A 15434-nucleotide genomic window follows, 5' to 3' on the forward strand; every position below is an offset into this window, starting at 1 on the left:
GCGAGGGGGCCGTCCGCGTCGTGGTGGGGTGGTTACCGGTCGCCGCCGGAGCTGCTGCTGCCGGACTTGCTGGCAGAGCCGCTACCCGAGCCGCTACCCGAGCCGCTACCGGACTTGCCGGCAGAGCTGCTACCCGAGCTGCTGCCGGACTTGCCGGCAGAGCTGCTACCCGAGCTGCTGCCGGACTTGCCGGCAGAGCTGTTGCCGCCCGACCTGTTGCTGCTGGAACCGTTGTGGTTCGAGGAGCCAGCGTCGGACTTGTTGTCCGACTTGCTGTCGGACTTGCTGTCCGACTTGTTGTCCGACCCGGAATCCGACTTGCTGTCGGACTTGCTGTCCGACTTGGAGTCCGCGCTGTCGCTGTCGCTTCGGTCGTTCGCACCGCTGTCCGCCGCGTCGTCCGCGCCGGAGGTGTCGTCGGCCTGGTCGTCCGAGCTTTCCGATGCATCAGTCGCGTCGCTCGGCTCGGTGTCGGCGTCGTCGGACTCGGTGGTTTCCGCCGCGTCCCCGGACTCGTCCGTGGCGGTCTCCGCCGTGCCCTCGTCGGTGCCCTCTTGTGTGGCGTCCTCGCTGGTCTCCTCGGTGGCCGCTTCCTCGGTGGTCTCCTCGGTAGCCGCCTCGTCGGTGGCCTCGTCGGTGGCTGCGCCGTCCTCGTCCTCGGACGTGGCATCGACGTCGACCGTCAGCAGTGAGTCGGGCGAGGCCAGGGTTGTCGACGACACCGCGGTCGCATCGGCGGCGTCCACCTCGGCCTCGGACTCGGACTCCGCTTCGCCATCCGTCGTCGAGGTCTCGGAGTCCCCGGACTCCTCCCCGGACTCCTCGGACTCGGAGTTCAGGTGCCAGGCAATCTGATTGGGAAGCTTGAACAGCAGGAGCTCCAGCGGTCCATCCTTGGTCAGTAGCCCCGGGAACTCATAGTCGGCCACGCTCGGCATGTAGCCGTTGAGGAACGCGTTCAGCACCTTAGCCGGCATGTTGACCACATTGCTGACGGCGGTCTCCCAGTCCTTGGCCTGCACGGAATCGATCACGGAGTCGAGGAGGTCGGTGAACTGGAACACCGCGGCGAATGGGGGGCCCAGGACCGAATACACGTAGCCTGCGCCGGCGTTGCCGGTCAGCAGGTCGTCGACCACGTTGGCGAGCTTGTCGGCGCCGAAGGTGCGCGCGATCTTGCCCGGAATCTCGAACGCATCGAACAGCGGCCATCCGGCGTACCCGATGCCCCACACGAGGTAGGAGTCCAGGGTCTGCCATGCCTGGGTGAATTCCCCCTCGGCCAGCGACTCCCGGATGGACTCCAGCGTCGCCGGCAGCTCGGCGAGCTGGTCCTGCAAGCCCTCCTTCGTGCCCTGCAGGCCGGTGCCGATGGTGGAGGCGTAGGTCGGCAGATCGGCGAAGAACTGTTCCCAGTTGCCCGAGTCGAACAGGCCGTCGACGAGCTCGCCGATCGCCTCGGGGGTGGCGGACAGAATTCGCCCGACGGCCGGTAGGGTCTCGGTGCCGATCGCGTTGAACCCGTACTTGACGTTGGCGACGGTCTCCGAGATCGTGCTTTGCCACACTTCGCCGGGCTTCTCCCAGGCTGCGAGCTGCACCGCGCGGTTCTGGACCTCGGTGAGCTGGGTCAGCGACGGTGCCGCCGGGGTGATGGCGATGACCGACGCTCCCGTCATGGCGACGCCGGCGACCGCCAGTCGCTTGTAGAGCGGATTGGGTCGTGGGGGAGCGGGCGAAAAGTGCTGGCCCGGTTGGGGTTGGAGGGCTACCTGCATGATGCTCCTGGTTTGATGATGGGACGACAGCCACAGCGGGCCGTGCGGAACATTAGTGCAGGCTTACCTAAGCTGCAATGCCTTCCCTGTGAGTTCGCTGCCGATGTCGGAGCTGCGCCCCTCGTCGATCGGCATGGCAGGAGCCTCCGATCCGGCTTAACTGGCAGGCGACCACGTGCGGCCGGCGGCCGGCTCGCGGACGTTCACGCCGAGCCGCCGCGCGGGCCGCCGGCGCGCCGGACGGAATTTGCCGGCGCGGCCGGTGGCCGTCGGCCGGCGGAGGTCGCAGTGTCGTAATGCGGCCCTAATGCGGCCCTAATGCGGGCCGCTACCCGCCGCCCGGGGCGGTCACCCTCGGTGCCGTGGCCCGTTTCGCCGGCGGAACCGCACGGTCGGCTCGGCGTCGGGGCCGGCGGTGCCGCGCAGCTGCTGGGTCGGCTGGTCGCCGCCGTAGGGATGACCCGGGCCGGGGGGCACGGTGATCACCTGGGTGACGTCATCGTGGGGGGCCGGGGGCCCGCCGTCGGCGTCGGGTTCCTCGGCGTGGTCGTGGCGGCCGGCCACCACCAGACCGAGCAGGGCGCCCACCACGCAGACGATGGCGGTGATGGCGAAGATCTCGCCGTACTGCATGGAGAACGCGAGCCGGTATCGCGCGGCTTCGGCGGCGATACGTGCGGCCAGGCCGGTGGCGGGTTCGACCGGCAGGCTCGTCAGGATCTGGTTGAACCGGTAGAGACCCCAGGCCGAGAGCGCGGCGACACCGACGAGCATCCCGGTCATCCGGGCGACCACCACCAGCGAGGAGGCGATCCCGTGCTGAGCCGGCGGTACCACCCGCAGCGCCGCCGAGGTCAGGGGGCCGATCACCAGGCCCAGGCCGAATCCGGCCAGTGCCAGGTCGGTGTCGAAGGCCGGCAGCGTGAACAGCCCGAGGTCGTGTCGGGCCGACAACACGTCGACGCCCCATTTGGACACCAGCCAGTAGCCGCCGGCGGAGATCAGCAGACCGGCGAAGATCACCAGGCGGTCGCCCACCCGGGTGGCCAGCCAGCCGCCGAGGACGGCACCGACGGGGAGCGCGACGAGGAAGCGCAGGAGTAGTCCGGCGGCGGCGTTCTGGTCCATCCCGAGGACACCCTGGCCGAAGAGCTCGACGTTGACCAGGGTCACCATCAGGGCTGCCCCGGCGCACACCGAGGCCGCCAGGGCCGCCAGGAACGGGCCGAACCGGACCCCGGCCGGCTCGATGAGCTTGGTGCGCGCGAACCGCTCCCACCCGAAGAACGCGATCGCCGCGACGATCGCAGCGGCGACCACGGGCAGCCCCCAGCTGGGCAGTACCTGCTTGCCGTCGGGGGCCGGGTTGTACAGGCCCACCACGGCCAGCCCCAGCGCGAGCGCCAACAGCAGACCGCCGATGACGTCGACCCGCTCGTCGGCGTGGGAACCGCGGTCGCGTCCGGGCAGGCTGAAATGGATCATCACCATGGCCACCGCGGCCAGCGGGATGTTGATCCAGAACACGTCACGCCAGGTGTTCAGCGCCCAGACCACCGCGATTCCGTACAGCGGGCCCAGCACACTGCCGAGTTCCTGCGCCGCGCCGATGCCGCCCAGCACCGCCGCACGGTTGCGCGCCGACCACAGGTCGGCCGCCAGGGCCAGGGTCACCGGCAGCAGCGCACCACTGGCCACGCCCTGGATCACCCGTCCCACGATGAGCATCGTCAGGTCACCGGACAGCGCGGTCACCAGCGAGCCGACCGCGAACCCGGCGAGGCTGGCCTGCAGCAACAGCTTTCGGCCGAACCGGTCGGAGGCGCGACCCAAGAGCGGCATCGCAGCGATGTAGCCCAGCAGGTAGCTGGTCACGATCGGGGTGGCCTGCTGGATCTTGTTGATGGGGATACCGACGTCACGCATGATGTCGGTCATGATCGTGACCACGACGTAGGTGTCCAGGGCACCCAGCAGGACAGCGAGGCTGCCCGCGCTGATCGCGATGCGCCGGCTGGTCGTCGCGGACTTCGCAGACACCGTCACGGCAGGACTCACACCGGAGGCTTGGTCACGGTGACGGGCTCGTTCCACTGCGAGAGCGTCATCTGGATCGACTGATCGCTGCTGGGCTGGACCTCGGCCCGGACCAGGTTGTGGTCACCGTCCTTCTGGATCCAGGCGGTTCCGGGAACGGCGTTGGTGGCCTTCAGCTGCGGGACGAGTTTGTTGACCGCGTCGGCGCTGACGTCACCGGTGATCTTGACCGTGTCGATGCCGTTGATGCTCTCCGTCGCCTCGGATTTCGGGTCGGAGAAGCTCGTGAGCATATTGGACAGCCCCGTCTGCGGATTCAGGATCGACGACGGGTCGTAGATGTCGACCGCGGGACCCAGATCCAGCCAGTTGTCCGGGCTCAGCTCGGCGTAGAGGATGCCGTCGGTGACCACCAGGCCGGCATCCAGATCGGATCCGCCCATCGTGATGGTGGCGTCGCCCTTCACCGCGACGGCGGGCACGTTCGTCAGGTCGCCGGAGAGCTTCTTGACCGGAAGGCCCTCGATCTTTCCGTTGACGGCGATCTCCAGGTGTGCGCTCTGCAGCTTCTTGGTGGTCTGGCTGGACTGCTGCAGCAGTTCCTTGGCCTCGGGCAGGGACTCGGTGCCCGAGTCCGATGATGAGCAGCCGACCAGCAGCGCCGCGGCGGTACCGACGGCGGCCAGGGCCAGGGCGAGGCGGGACGATCGACGACGCGTCTGCATGACTGCATCGTAGAGGGTGGCCGGGGGCAGCCCCGATCTACGCGAGGGCGGTGGGCGCTCGTAGCCTGGTGGGCGTGTTCACCGGAATCGTCGAAGAACTGGGCGAAGTCGTCGGCAAGGAAGACCTCGGCGATGCCGCCCGGTTCGTCTTCCGGGGCCCGGTGGTGACCGCCGATGCCGGCCACGGTGACTCGATCGCCGTCAATGGGGTCTGCCTGACCGTGGTCGAGGTCAGTCCGGGCGGCGCGTTCAGCGCCGACGTGATGGCCGAGACGCTCAATCGCTCCAGCCTCGGGGCGCTCGAGGTGGGCTCGCGCGTCAATCTGGAGCGTGCCGCCGCGGTCAACAGCCGGCTGGGCGGGCACATCGTGCAGGGGCATGTGGACGGCACCGGAACGGTGGTCTCGCGCACCCCGTCACCGCACTGGGAAGTGGTCCGGATCGCACTGCCGGCCGCCCTGTCGCGCTACATCGTGGAGAAGGGCTCGATCACCGTCGACGGGATCTCGCTGACCGTGTCCGGTCTGGGTTCCGATTCGACCGTGTCCGGTCTGGGTTCCGACTGGTTCGAGGTCTCGCTGATCCCCACCACCCGGGAACTCACCACGCTGGGCTCTGCTCCGGTCGGCGCGACGGTCAACCTCGAGGTGGACGTGCTGGCCAAGTACGTCGAGCGGCTGTTGGGCTCGCGGTAACCGCGGATCTGCCGTCCCTGTCCGGACAGCAGCCCGGTGCGCCCGCCCGCCGGCCGTCGAGCTGGGCCGATTTGTCTCTTCCGGGGTGGTCGGGCGTACGTTTGTCCGGCACCGGGGCCACACCCGGGCACCACCGGATGGACGGGGTCGTGAACCAGTCGGCACCGGGATTCGTTCATACTGGTGGAAGCGTTCTTCTCAGTGGTTCCGCGGGGAACCGGGCAAGGTGGCACAGATGACGAGGCTGGATACCGTCGAAAGGGCGGTCGCCGACATCGCGGCAGGTAAGCCTGTGGTGGTCATCGACGACGAGGATCGCGAGAACGAGGGCGACCTGATCTTCGCCGCGGAGAAGGCCACCCCGGAGCTGGTGGCGTTCATGGTCCGCTACACCTCGGGCTACCTGTGTGTCCCGCTGGACGGCGACATCTGCGACCGGCTCGGGCTGCTGCCGATGTACGCGGTCAACCAGGACAAGCACGGCACGGCCTACACGGTGACCGTCGATGCCCGCCGAGGGATCGGGACGGGTATCTCCGCGGCCGACCGGGCCGCCACGATGCGTCTGCTCGCCGACCCCGAGAGTGTCGTCGACGATTTCACCAAGCCCGGCCACGTGGTGCCGCTGCGCGCCAAGGAGGGCGGCGTGCTGCGGCGCCCCGGCCACACCGAGGCCGCCGTCGACCTGGCCCGGCTGGCCGGGTTGCAGCCGGCCGGCGCGATCTGCGAGATCGTCAGCCAGAAGGACGAGGGCGCCATGGCCCAGACCGACGAGCTGCGGATCTTCGCCGACGAACACGACCTGGCGTTGATCTCCATCGCGGACCTCATCGAGTGGCGGCGCAAGCACGAGAAGCACATTGAGCGCATCGCCGAGGCGCGGATCCCCACCCGTCACGGCGAGTTCCGCGCGGTGGGCTACAAGCCCATCTACGACGACGTCGAGCACGTCGCGCTGGTCCGCGGCGAGATCGCCGGACCCCACAGCGACGGTCATGACGTGCTGGTGCGGGTGCACTCCGAATGCCTCACCGGTGACGTGTTCGGGTCGCGCCGCTGCGACTGCGGCCCGCAGCTTGATGCCGCGATGGCGATCGTGGCGCGCGAGGGCCGCGGCGTGGTGCTCTACATGCGCGGCCACGAGGGGCGCGGCATCGGGCTGATGCACAAACTGCAGGCCTACCAGCTCCAGGACGCAGGCGCGGACACCGTCGACGCCAACCTGAAGCTCGGACTGCCCGCCGACGCCCGCGACTACGGCATCGGCGCCCAGATTCTGGTGGACCTGGGGGTGCGCTCGATGCGGCTGCTGACCAACAACCCGGCCAAGCGCGTCGGCCTGGACGGCTACGGGCTGCACATCATCGAGCGGGTGCCGCTGCCGGTGCGGGCCAACTCGGAGAACATCCGCTACCTGATGACCAAACGGGACCGGATGGGTCATGACCTCGCCGGTCTCGAGGACTACGTGGAATCACACACCATGGACGGCTACGACGAGGGCGTCTACCTGCTGGGGGAGCGCAGCCCGCGGGACCCCGGCGATTCGGGTACGGCGCCGTGAGCGGAGGTGCCGGCGTCCCGGACATGCCCGTCCTGGACGGGGCCGGGCTTTCGGTGGCGATCGTGGCCAGTACGTGGCACACCACCATCTGCGATGCGCTGCTGGAGGGTGCCCGCCGGGTGGTCGAGCGCAGCGGCATCTCCGACCCCACGGTGGTCCGGGTGCTCGGCGCGATCGAGATCCCGGTGGTGGCCCAGGAGGTCGCCATCCGCCACGACGCGGTGATCGCCCTGGGGGTGGTGATCCGTGGTCAGACGCCGCATTTCGACTATGTGTGCGACGCCGTCACCCAGGGGCTGACCAGGGTGTCGCTGGACGCGTCGACCCCGGTGGCCAACGGGGTGCTCACCACCAACACCGAACAACAGGCTCTCGACCGCGCCGGGCTGCCCGGCTCGGTCGAGGACAAGGGTGCGCAGGCCGCCGCGGCCGCGGTCAGCACGGCGTTGACCCTGCGCGACCTTCGCGAGGTGCGGTGAGCGCGCCGGCGGCCGGCTCGGCCTGGGACGTGCAGATCCGCCCGCACCTGACGCCGTACTTCGCCGTCGCCGCCGCCGTGGTGATCGCCGTCGCTCACATCACCGTCGGCCTGCTGCTCAAGGTGGGATCCACCGGTGTGGTGTTTCGAACCGCCGACCAGGTGGCGATCGCGCTGCTCGGGCTGGTGCTGGCCGGGCTGGTCCTACTGCTGACCAGGCCGCGCCTGCGTATCGGGCCCGACGGGATCTCGGTGCGAAACCTGTTGACGGACAAATTCATTGCCTGGCGCGACGTGGTCGATATCACGTTTCCGCCCGGGGCGCGGTGGGCGCGGGTGGACCTTGCCGACGACGAATACGTCCCCGTGATGGCCATCCAGGCCGTCGACAAGGGCCGTGCGGTCGACGCGATGGACACCGCACGCTCCCTGATGGCCGAGTACGGCTCCTGACCCGCGCGGTGCGGTCGGGCCCGGCCCTCTCCCGGTACTAACCTGAAACGGTGCCCGATCCAGCGACGTACCGGCCCGCGCCCGGTTCCATCCCGGTCGAGCCCGGCGTGTACCGCTTCCTGGACGTCCACGGGCGGGTCATCTACGTGGGCAAGGCCAAGAGCCTGCGCAGCCGGCTGACGTCCTACTTCGCCGATATCGCCGGCCTGCACCCGCGGACGCGGCAGATGGTCACCACGGCCGCCAAGGTGGAGTGGACGGTGGTCAACACCGAGGTCGAGGCGCTGCAGCTGGAGTACAACTGGATCAAGGAGTTCGATCCGCGCTTCAACGTCCGCTACCGCGACGACAAGTCCTACCCGGTGCTGGCGGTCACGCTCAACGAGGAGTATCCGCGGTTGTTCGTCTACCGCGGACCACGCCGCAAGGGCGTGCGTTACTTCGGTCCGTACTCCCACGCCTGGGCCATCCGCGAAACGCTGGATCTGCTCACCCGGGTCTTTCCGGCGCGAACCTGCTCCAACGGAGTCTTCAAGCGGCACAGCCAGATCGGCAGGCCCTGTCTGCTGGGATACATCGACAAGTGTTCGGCGCCCTGTGTGGGTCGGGTGAGTGCCGAACAACACCGCAGGATCGTCGAGGACTTCTGCGACTTTCTGTCCGGCAAGACCGACAGGTTCGCCCGCGAACTCGAACAGCGGATGAACTCCGCCGCCGAGCAACTGGACTTCGAGAACGCCGCGCGGCTGCGCGACGACCTCTCGGCGCTGCGCCGGGCCCTGGAGAAGCAGGCGGTGGTGCTCGGTGACGGCACCGACGCCGACGTGATGGCGTTCGCCGAGGACGAATTGGAGGCCGCGGTCCAGGTGTTCCACGTCCGCGGCGGCAGGGTCCGCGGCCAGCGCGGGTGGGTGATCGAAAAACCAAGCGAGCCAAGAGGACCCGGAGAGGTAGACGCGGCCGCGGCGGCCTCTGCGCAGCTGGTCGAGCAGTTTCTCACCCAGTTCTACGGTGAGCAGGCCGACCTCGGCGGGGCGGCCGACGAGGCCACCGCTCCAGTGCCCCGCGAGGTCCTGGTGCCCTGCCTGCCGCCCAACGCCGAGGAGGTCGCCGCGTGGCTCGGTGGGCTGCGCGGGGCCAAGGTGACCCTGCGGGTGCCGCAACGCGGCGACAAGCGCGCCCTGGCCGAAACCGTGCACCGTAACGCGGTGGAGGCGCTGCAACAGCACAAGCTGCGCCGGGCCGGCGACTTCAACGCCAGATCGGCTGCCCTGCAGAGCATCCAGGATGCCCTCGGGCTGCAGGATGCGCCGCTGCGCATCGAGTGCGTGGACATCAGCCATGTCCAGGGCACCGATGTGGTCGCCTCGCTGGTGGTGTTCGAGGACGGCCTGCCGCGCAAGTCCGACTACCGGCACTACTCGATCAAGGAGGCCGCGGGCGAGGGGCGCTCCGATGACGTGGCGTCCATCGCCGAGGTCACCAGGCGCAGGTTCTGGCGGCACGTCCACGACGGCGGGCAGACCGCGCCGGAGCCTCCGCCCGATGCCGAGCCCGGCTCGGCTGTTCCTGATGCCGTCGACCCGGCCCCGCCCCCGCAGCGTCCGCGCCGGTTCGCCTATCCCCCCAATCTCTACGTGGTCGACGGCGGGGCGCCGCAGGTCAACGCCGCCGCGGGTGTGCTGGAGGAACTCGGGGTCACCGACGTCGCGGTGATCGGGCTGGCCAAGCGTCTGGAAGAGGTGTGGGTGCCGGGTGAGCCGGACCCGCTGATCATGCCGCGCAACAGCGAAGGTCTCTACCTGCTGCAGCGGATCCGAGACGAGGCACATCGATTCGCCATCACCTTCCACCGCAGCAAGCGCTCGAAGCGCATGACGGCCTCGGCCCTGGACGCGGTGCCGGGCCTGGGCGAGCAGCGGCGCCGGGCGCTGGTCAGCCACTTCGGGTCGGTGGCGCGTCTCAAGCAGGCCACGGTGGAGGAGATCACCGCCGTGCCGGGGATCGGTGTCACGACCGCCACCGCGGTGCTGCAGGCGCTGGGCGGCGGGCAATCGGAGCGATCCCCCGCACCGGTCACCGGCGTGGGCGAAGATGAGACCGCTGAACGGGCATCGGGATGACGGACGGAACGGAGAACGTGGCACCACGCAGCGCCCACAACCCCGGGGCGGAACCCGCGGGCGGACCCGAGCCGGGAATCGACGTGGTGCTGGTCACCGGGCTCTCCGGTGCCGGCCGCGGGACCGCGGCCAAGGTTCTGGAGGATCTCGGCTGGTATGTCGCCGACAACCTGCCGCCGGAGCTGATCGCCAGGATGGTCGACCTGGGCCTGGCCGCCGGCTCGCGTATCACACAGCTGGCCGTGGTGATGGACGCCCGCTCGAAGGGGTTCACCGGCGACCTGGACTCGGTGCGCACCGAGTTGGCCACCCGCGGGATCGCGCCGCGGGTGTTGTTCATGGACGCCTCCGACGACATCCTGGTGCGGCGCTACGAGCAGAACCGGCGCAGTCACCCGCTGCAGGGGGACATGACCCTGGCCGAGGGCATCGCGGCCGAACGGGCGATGCTGGCCCCGGTGCGGGCCGGGGCGGACGTGGTGATCGACACCTCGAACCTGCCGGTGCCGCAACTGCGCGCCGGCATCGAACAGGTCTTCGGCGGCGAGAGTGCACCGCAGACCAGCGTCACCGTCGAATCCTTCGGATTCAAATACGGGCTGCCGATGGATTCCGACATGGTGATGGATGTGCGCTTCCTGCCCAATCCGCACTGGATCGACGAACTGCGTCCGCACAGCGGCCAGCACCCCGCGGTGCGTGACTACGTCCTTGGCCAACCGGGCGCGGCGCGGTTCCTGCAGACCTACCATGAACTGCTGGGCCTGGTTGTCGAGGGCTATCGGCGGGAGGGTAAGCGTTACATGACGGTGGCCATCGGGTGCACCGGCGGCAAGCATCGCAGCGTCGCCATCGCGGAGGCGCTCGCGCAACGGCTGCAGTCCGGGGACCGGCTGGCGGTGCGGGTGCTGCACCGGGATCTGGGCCGCGAATGAGTCATCGCATCGTGGCTCTCGGTGGCGGGCACGGCCTCTACGCCACCCTGTCGGCGGCGCGCCGGCTCACGCCCTATGTGACGGCCGTGGTCACCGTCGCCGACGACGGCGGATCCTCCGGGCGGCTGCGCGGCGAGCTGGACATCATTCCGCCCGGCGACCTGCGAATGGCGTTGGCCGCGTTGGCCTCCGACAGCCCGTACGGCAGACTGTGGGCCACCATCATCCAGCACCGGTTCGGGGGCACCGGTGCGCTGGCGGGCCACCCGATCGGCAACCTGATGCTCGCCGGGCTCAACGAGGTGCTCGGCGACCCGGTGGCCGCGCTCGACGAGCTGGGTCGCGTCCTGGGCGTCAAGGGGCGGGTGCTGCCGATGTGCCCGATCGCCCTGCAGATCGAGGCCGACGTCGCCGGGCTGGAGTCGGATCCGCGGATGAGCCGGGTCATTCGCGGCCAGGTGGCCATCGCCACCACCCCGGGCAAGGTGCGCCGGGTGCGGCTGCTGCCCGGCAATCCGCCGGCCACCCGACAGGCCGTCGACGCGATCATGGCCGCTGACCTGGTGGTGCTCGGTCCGGGCTCGTGGTTCACCAGCGTGATCCCCCACGTGTTGGTCCCCGAACTCGCCGCGGCGCTGCAGGCCACCCGGGCGCGCCGCGCGCTCGTGCTCAACCTGGCCGACGAACCGGGGGAGACCGCCGGGTTCTCCGCCGAACGTCATCTGCACGTGCTGTCCCAGCACGCGCCGGATTTCACGGTCAACGACATCATCGTCGACGCGTCCCGGGTCCCCGCGGAGCGGGAACGCGAACAACTGCGCCGCAGCGCACGGATCCTCGATGCCCAAGTTCAGTTTGCTGACGTGTCCAGACCTGGTACACCTTTACATGATCCGGCGAAGTTGGCGGCGGCACTGGAGGCGGTGCGCATGCGGGGGGACGTGCCGGTCCCACCCACCGCGCCGACACCGGCACCCGGTGTGGAGGGACCTACCGTGAACGTACCGAGAGGTGACTACCCGTGGCGATGACGGCCGAGGTCAAAGACGAACTGAGCCGATTGGTGGTCAACTCGGTCAGTGCCCGTCGTGCCGAGGTTGCCGCGCTGCTGCGTTTCGCCGGCGGTCTGCACATCGTCTCCGGGCGGGTGGTCGTGGAGGCCGAGGTCGACCTGGGCATCATCGCGCGGCGCCTGCGTAAGGACATCTTCGACCTCTACGGCTACAACGCAGTGGTGCATGTGTTGTCCGCCAGCGGTATTCGCAAGAGCACCCGCTATGTGGTGCGGGTGGCCAAGGACGGCGAGGCGCTGGCCCGCCAGACCGGCCTGCTGGACCTGCGGGGCCGCCCGGTGCGGGGCCTGCCGGCGCAGGTCGTCGGCGGCAGCGTGTCCGACGCCGAGGCGGCCTGGCGTGGTGCCTTCCTGGCCCACGGTTCCCTGACCGAGCCGGGCAGATCCTCCGCCCTGGAAGTCAGCTGCCCGGGTCCCGAGGCCGCCCTGGCGCTGGTGGGCGCGGCCCGCCGCCTCGGGGTGAGCGCCAAGGCCAGGGAGGTCCGGGGCGCCGATCGGGTGGTGGTGCGCGACGGTGAGGCCATCGGCGCGCTGCTGACCCGGATGGGTGCCCAGGACACCCGGTTGACGTGGGAGGAGCGGCGGATGCGCCGCGAGGTCCGGGCCACCGCCAATAGGCTGGCGAACTTCGACGACGCCAACCTTCGCCGTTCGGCGCGCGCCGCGGTCGCCGCGGCGGCCCGGGTCGAACGCGCGCTGGAGATCCTCGGTGACACCGTTCCCGATCATCTGGCCTCGGCCGGCAAGCTGCGGGTCGAGCACCGACAGGCCTCGCTGGAGGAACTGGGCCGGCTGGCGGATCCCCCGATGACGAAAGACGCTGTGGCCGGCCGAATTCGGCGTCTGCTGTCGATGGCGGACCGCAAGGCCAAGCAGGACGGCATCCCCGACACCGAGTCGGCGGTCACGCCGGATCTTCTCGAGGACACCTGAGCCGGGGCCGGCCGGCCCCGATGTCCCCGCCGGTGGTGAACCTCTCCGCCACCTCGTCCGTATTCCTAGTATGGACCCGTTGACCGACCCCCTGAATTCGGCCCTGCGCCGTGCTTCGTCCCGGCTCGCGCCCCCGCCGACGCCGGTGGCGAGCGCGCTGATCCACACCACCGTGCTGGTGCTGTGGATCTCGCTGTTTCTCCTGGTGTTCGGGCACGGCGGGATCTTCGCGTGGTCGGTCGGGCTGGCCTACCTCGCCTACGACGCCGGCCTGCAGATCTTTACCGCGTGGCGTATTTCGCGGATCGTCGACGCGACCCCGGGGTCGACGCCGGAGCCGACCCGGCTCGCGGCGCCCACCACCATCGCAGTGCTGATCGCCGCCCACAACGAGGTGACCGCGCTGCCGGTCACCCTGACCGGGCTGCTGCGCCAGCACTCGCCGCCGGAGACGATCTACATCGCCGACGACGGCTCCACCGACGGCACCGCCGAGATGCTGCGTGACCGCTACGGCCTGGACGAGGGGGCCGTTCGCGTCGAGAACACCACACTGCGGCTGGTCCGGTTGCCGCACGGTGGAAAAGCCAAGGCGCTCAACGCCGCGCTGCTGCTGGCCACCGAGGACGTGATCATCACGATCGACGCCGACACGGTCGTCGACCCCGCGGCGGTGGCCGCCGTGCGGCGCGAGTTCGCCGCGGAGCCGGAGCTCGTCGGTATCACCGGCGTCATCACGCCGGTGTGCGCACCCACCAGGACGGGCCGGGTCATGCAGTGGTTCCAGACCTATGAGTACATCCAGAACTTCCTGGCCCGCCACGCCTGGATGCAGCTGGACTGCCTGCAGCTGATCTCCGGTGCGTTCGCCGGGTTCCGTCGTCAGGCCGTGGTCGATGTCGGCGGGTTCGACGGGACCTGTCTGGTCGAGGACTACGAACTGGTGGCCCGGATGCAGCGTTACGCCGGTGATCACGGCCTGCGGTGGCGGTTCCGGGTGGTCGGCGACGCCCAGGCGCGGACCGAGGCGCCCGGATCGGTGCCGGAGTTCCTGCGGCAACGCCGCCGGTGGTTCGGCGGTTTTCTGCAGACGCAGTGGTGGTACCGGGCGATGGTCGGAGACCGCAGGCTGGGCACGCTGGGCACCGTGATGTTGCCGGTCAAGGCCTTCGACACCGTGCAGCCGCTCTACGGGCTGACCGCCTTCGCGCTGCTGATCTACTTTCTGGTGAGCGGACGGTCGGACATCCTGGGGCCGATTCTGCTCATCGTCGGAGGCAAGATCGCCATCGACGTGGTGTTCCAGATCTGGTCGTTGCGCCGGTACCGGCGCTGGGTCAACGACCCGGCCCGCGGCAGTGCCGTGGCCACCGCGGCCGCCACGCTGGTCGGTCCGCTCAGCTTCCAGCTACTTCTGCAGGCCGGCGCCGCCCTGGGCTGGATCGCCTTCCTCGGTGGAGCCCAGCAATGGGGTTCGGCCCACCGGTTCGGGATGGCTGCCGACGATCGCTGACGTGCCGGCCGGCATCCCCGGGGGGCCACCGCGGCCGGGCGGGGCTAGTGCACGTCGCCGCGAACACGTGCCAGCCGGTGGCGTGCCTTGGTCAGGCCCTGGCCGCGCCGGCGCACCCCGTGCCAGGCATCGCCGCGACGGGACAGCCGCGCGCGCACCGAGGCCATCGTGTACTCGTCGGGTGTCACCGAATCCACCTCGTACCACTCGATGGGCGTCGACACCGGTGCACCCGGCCGGGCTCGCACGGCGTAGGGCGGCACCACGGTCTGCGCGTAGGCGTTCCGCATGATGTCGACGTACACCCGCGACCCGCGCTGGTCGCGACGTTGCTGGACCGTGAGCAACCGGGGCACGCGCTCGGCGACGGTCTCGGCCACCTCGCGCGCGAAAGTTCTTGTCCGGTTGAAATTCTCGGTGGGCCGCAGCGGAACCATGATGTGGAACCCGCGCGACCCGCTGGTCTTGACCCACGAGGTCAGCCCGAGTTCGTGCAGGAACTCACCGAACACCGTGGTGGCCCGCTGTACCAGCGCGATGTCGTCGACCGAGGGGTCCAGGTCGAATATCAACTGGTCGGGCATGTCCAGTGCCTTGGTGCGGCTGAGCCAGGTGTGCGGGGTGATGCAGGCCTGGTTGGCCAGGTAGACCAGCGCCTTGGCGCTGTTGACGACCACCTGTGACTGCAGCCCCTCGGCGGTGTCCACCACGGCGGTGTCCAGCCAGTCGGGGAAGTGGGCGGGCGTGGCTTTCTCGTAGAAACCGGGTCCGGCCACCCCGTCGGGAAAACGCTGCATGCTGATCGGCCGATCGGTCAGGTAGGGCAGCATCACACCGGCCACCGCGGAGTAGTACTCCGCCAGGTCACGCTTGGTGAGGCCCGAATCGGCGAACAGCACCTTGTCGGGCCTGGATAACTCGACGCCTGAAACTGTCACCCGCCGCGGATACCCGCAAACTCCGGATTTTTAATCCATTGTGATGTGGAGATCTGTCACACACCGTTCATCCGGTACTGATATGGGGGCGTACCGGCGGTGATCGGCGGTCGCTGTTCTTCAACCAACCCGCGCGTCCGAGATGCGGCACTACTAGGCTGGCTGCCGAGCAGCCAACGCACCATGAGGA

General features: G+C 69.5%; 13 protein-coding genes. 9 read left to right on the forward strand and 4 right to left on the reverse strand.

Features of this window, described 5'->3' with window-relative positions; all coding sequences use genetic code 11:
- Positions 1-32: 32 nt before the first annotated feature.
- The 3 genes from CSR00_RS09760 to CSR00_RS09770 all read right to left on the reverse strand — a co-directional run bounded on the left by CSR00_RS09760 (position 33) and on the right by CSR00_RS09770 (position 4540).
- Positions 33-1778: a hypothetical protein gene (locus CSR00_RS09760; protein ID WP_141564322.1), complete on the reverse strand. Its 1746-nt coding sequence runs from the start codon at positions 1776-1778 to the stop codon at positions 33-35.
- Positions 1779-2126: 348 nt separating this feature from the next.
- Positions 2127-3824: an MFS transporter gene (locus tag CSR00_RS09765; RefSeq protein ID WP_099022200.1), complete on the reverse strand. Its 1698-nt coding sequence runs from the start codon at positions 3822-3824 to the stop codon at positions 2127-2129.
- An 8-nt stretch (positions 3825-3832) separates the two neighbouring features.
- Complete coding sequence (locus tag CSR00_RS09770) at positions 3833-4540, reverse strand: LppX_LprAFG lipoprotein (protein ID WP_099022201.1); 708 nt, start codon at positions 4538-4540, stop codon at positions 3833-3835.
- Positions 4541-4614: 74 nt separating this feature from the next.
- Here CSR00_RS09770 and CSR00_RS09775 point away from each other — a divergent pair, with 74 nt between their 5' ends.
- From CSR00_RS09775 to CSR00_RS09815, 9 genes are all read left to right on the forward strand, one after another.
- Positions 4615-5235, forward strand: coding sequence for a riboflavin synthase (locus CSR00_RS09775; RefSeq protein WP_099022245.1), 621 nt, complete (start codon positions 4615-4617; stop codon positions 5233-5235).
- Between the two features lie 235 nt (positions 5236-5470).
- Positions 5471-6799 carry a bifunctional 3,4-dihydroxy-2-butanone-4-phosphate synthase/GTP cyclohydrolase II gene (locus CSR00_RS09780; protein ID WP_099022202.1) on the forward strand — a complete coding sequence of 443 codons (1329 nt, stop codon included), beginning with the start codon at positions 5471-5473 and terminating at the stop codon, positions 6797-6799.
- Positions 6796-7278, forward strand: coding sequence for a 6,7-dimethyl-8-ribityllumazine synthase (gene ribH / locus CSR00_RS09785; RefSeq protein WP_099022203.1), 483 nt, complete (start codon positions 6796-6798; stop codon positions 7276-7278). The genes CSR00_RS09780 and ribH overlap by 4 nt, the downstream gene beginning before the upstream one ends.
- Positions 7275-7730, forward strand: a complete 456-nt coding sequence (locus CSR00_RS09790) for a PH domain-containing protein (RefSeq protein ID WP_099022204.1) — start codon at positions 7275-7277, stop codon at positions 7728-7730. Before ribH ends, CSR00_RS09790 begins: the two co-directional genes overlap by 4 nt.
- 50 nt (positions 7731-7780) lie before the next feature.
- On the forward strand, positions 7781-9853 hold the full coding sequence (gene uvrC, locus CSR00_RS09795; RefSeq protein WP_099022205.1) for an excinuclease ABC subunit UvrC: 2073 nt from the start codon (positions 7781-7783) through the stop codon (positions 9851-9853).
- A complete protein-coding gene (rapZ, locus tag CSR00_RS09800) occupies positions 9850-10788 on the forward strand; it encodes an RNase adapter RapZ (RefSeq protein WP_099022206.1) in 939 nt (312 codons plus the stop codon). The genes uvrC and rapZ overlap by 4 nt, the downstream gene beginning before the upstream one ends.
- Entirely contained in the window at positions 10785-11819 is a 1035-nt protein-coding gene (locus tag CSR00_RS09805) for a gluconeogenesis factor YvcK family protein (RefSeq protein WP_099022207.1), read from the forward strand. Before rapZ ends, CSR00_RS09805 begins: the two co-directional genes overlap by 4 nt.
- Positions 11816-12793 carry a DNA-binding protein WhiA gene (whiA, locus tag CSR00_RS09810; protein ID WP_099022246.1) on the forward strand — a complete coding sequence of 326 codons (978 nt, stop codon included), beginning with the start codon at positions 11816-11818 and terminating at the stop codon, positions 12791-12793. Before CSR00_RS09805 ends, whiA begins: the two co-directional genes overlap by 4 nt.
- Before the next feature lie 79 nt (positions 12794-12872).
- Positions 12873-14306 carry a glycosyltransferase family 2 protein gene (locus CSR00_RS09815; RefSeq protein WP_245905926.1) on the forward strand — a complete coding sequence of 478 codons (1434 nt, stop codon included), beginning with the start codon at positions 12873-12875 and terminating at the stop codon, positions 14304-14306.
- A gap of 44 nt (positions 14307-14350) precedes the next feature.
- Here the strand turns inward: CSR00_RS09815 and ligD are convergent, their stop codons facing one another.
- Complete coding sequence (ligD, locus tag CSR00_RS09820; protein WP_099022208.1) at positions 14351-15244, reverse strand: non-homologous end-joining DNA ligase; 894 nt, start codon at positions 15242-15244, stop codon at positions 14351-14353.
- Positions 15245-15434 lie beyond the last annotated feature (190 nt).

This window comes from Mycolicibacterium palauense, assembly GCF_002592005.1.
GTDB lineage: Bacteria > Actinomycetota > Actinomycetes > Mycobacteriales > Mycobacteriaceae > Mycobacterium > Mycobacterium palauense.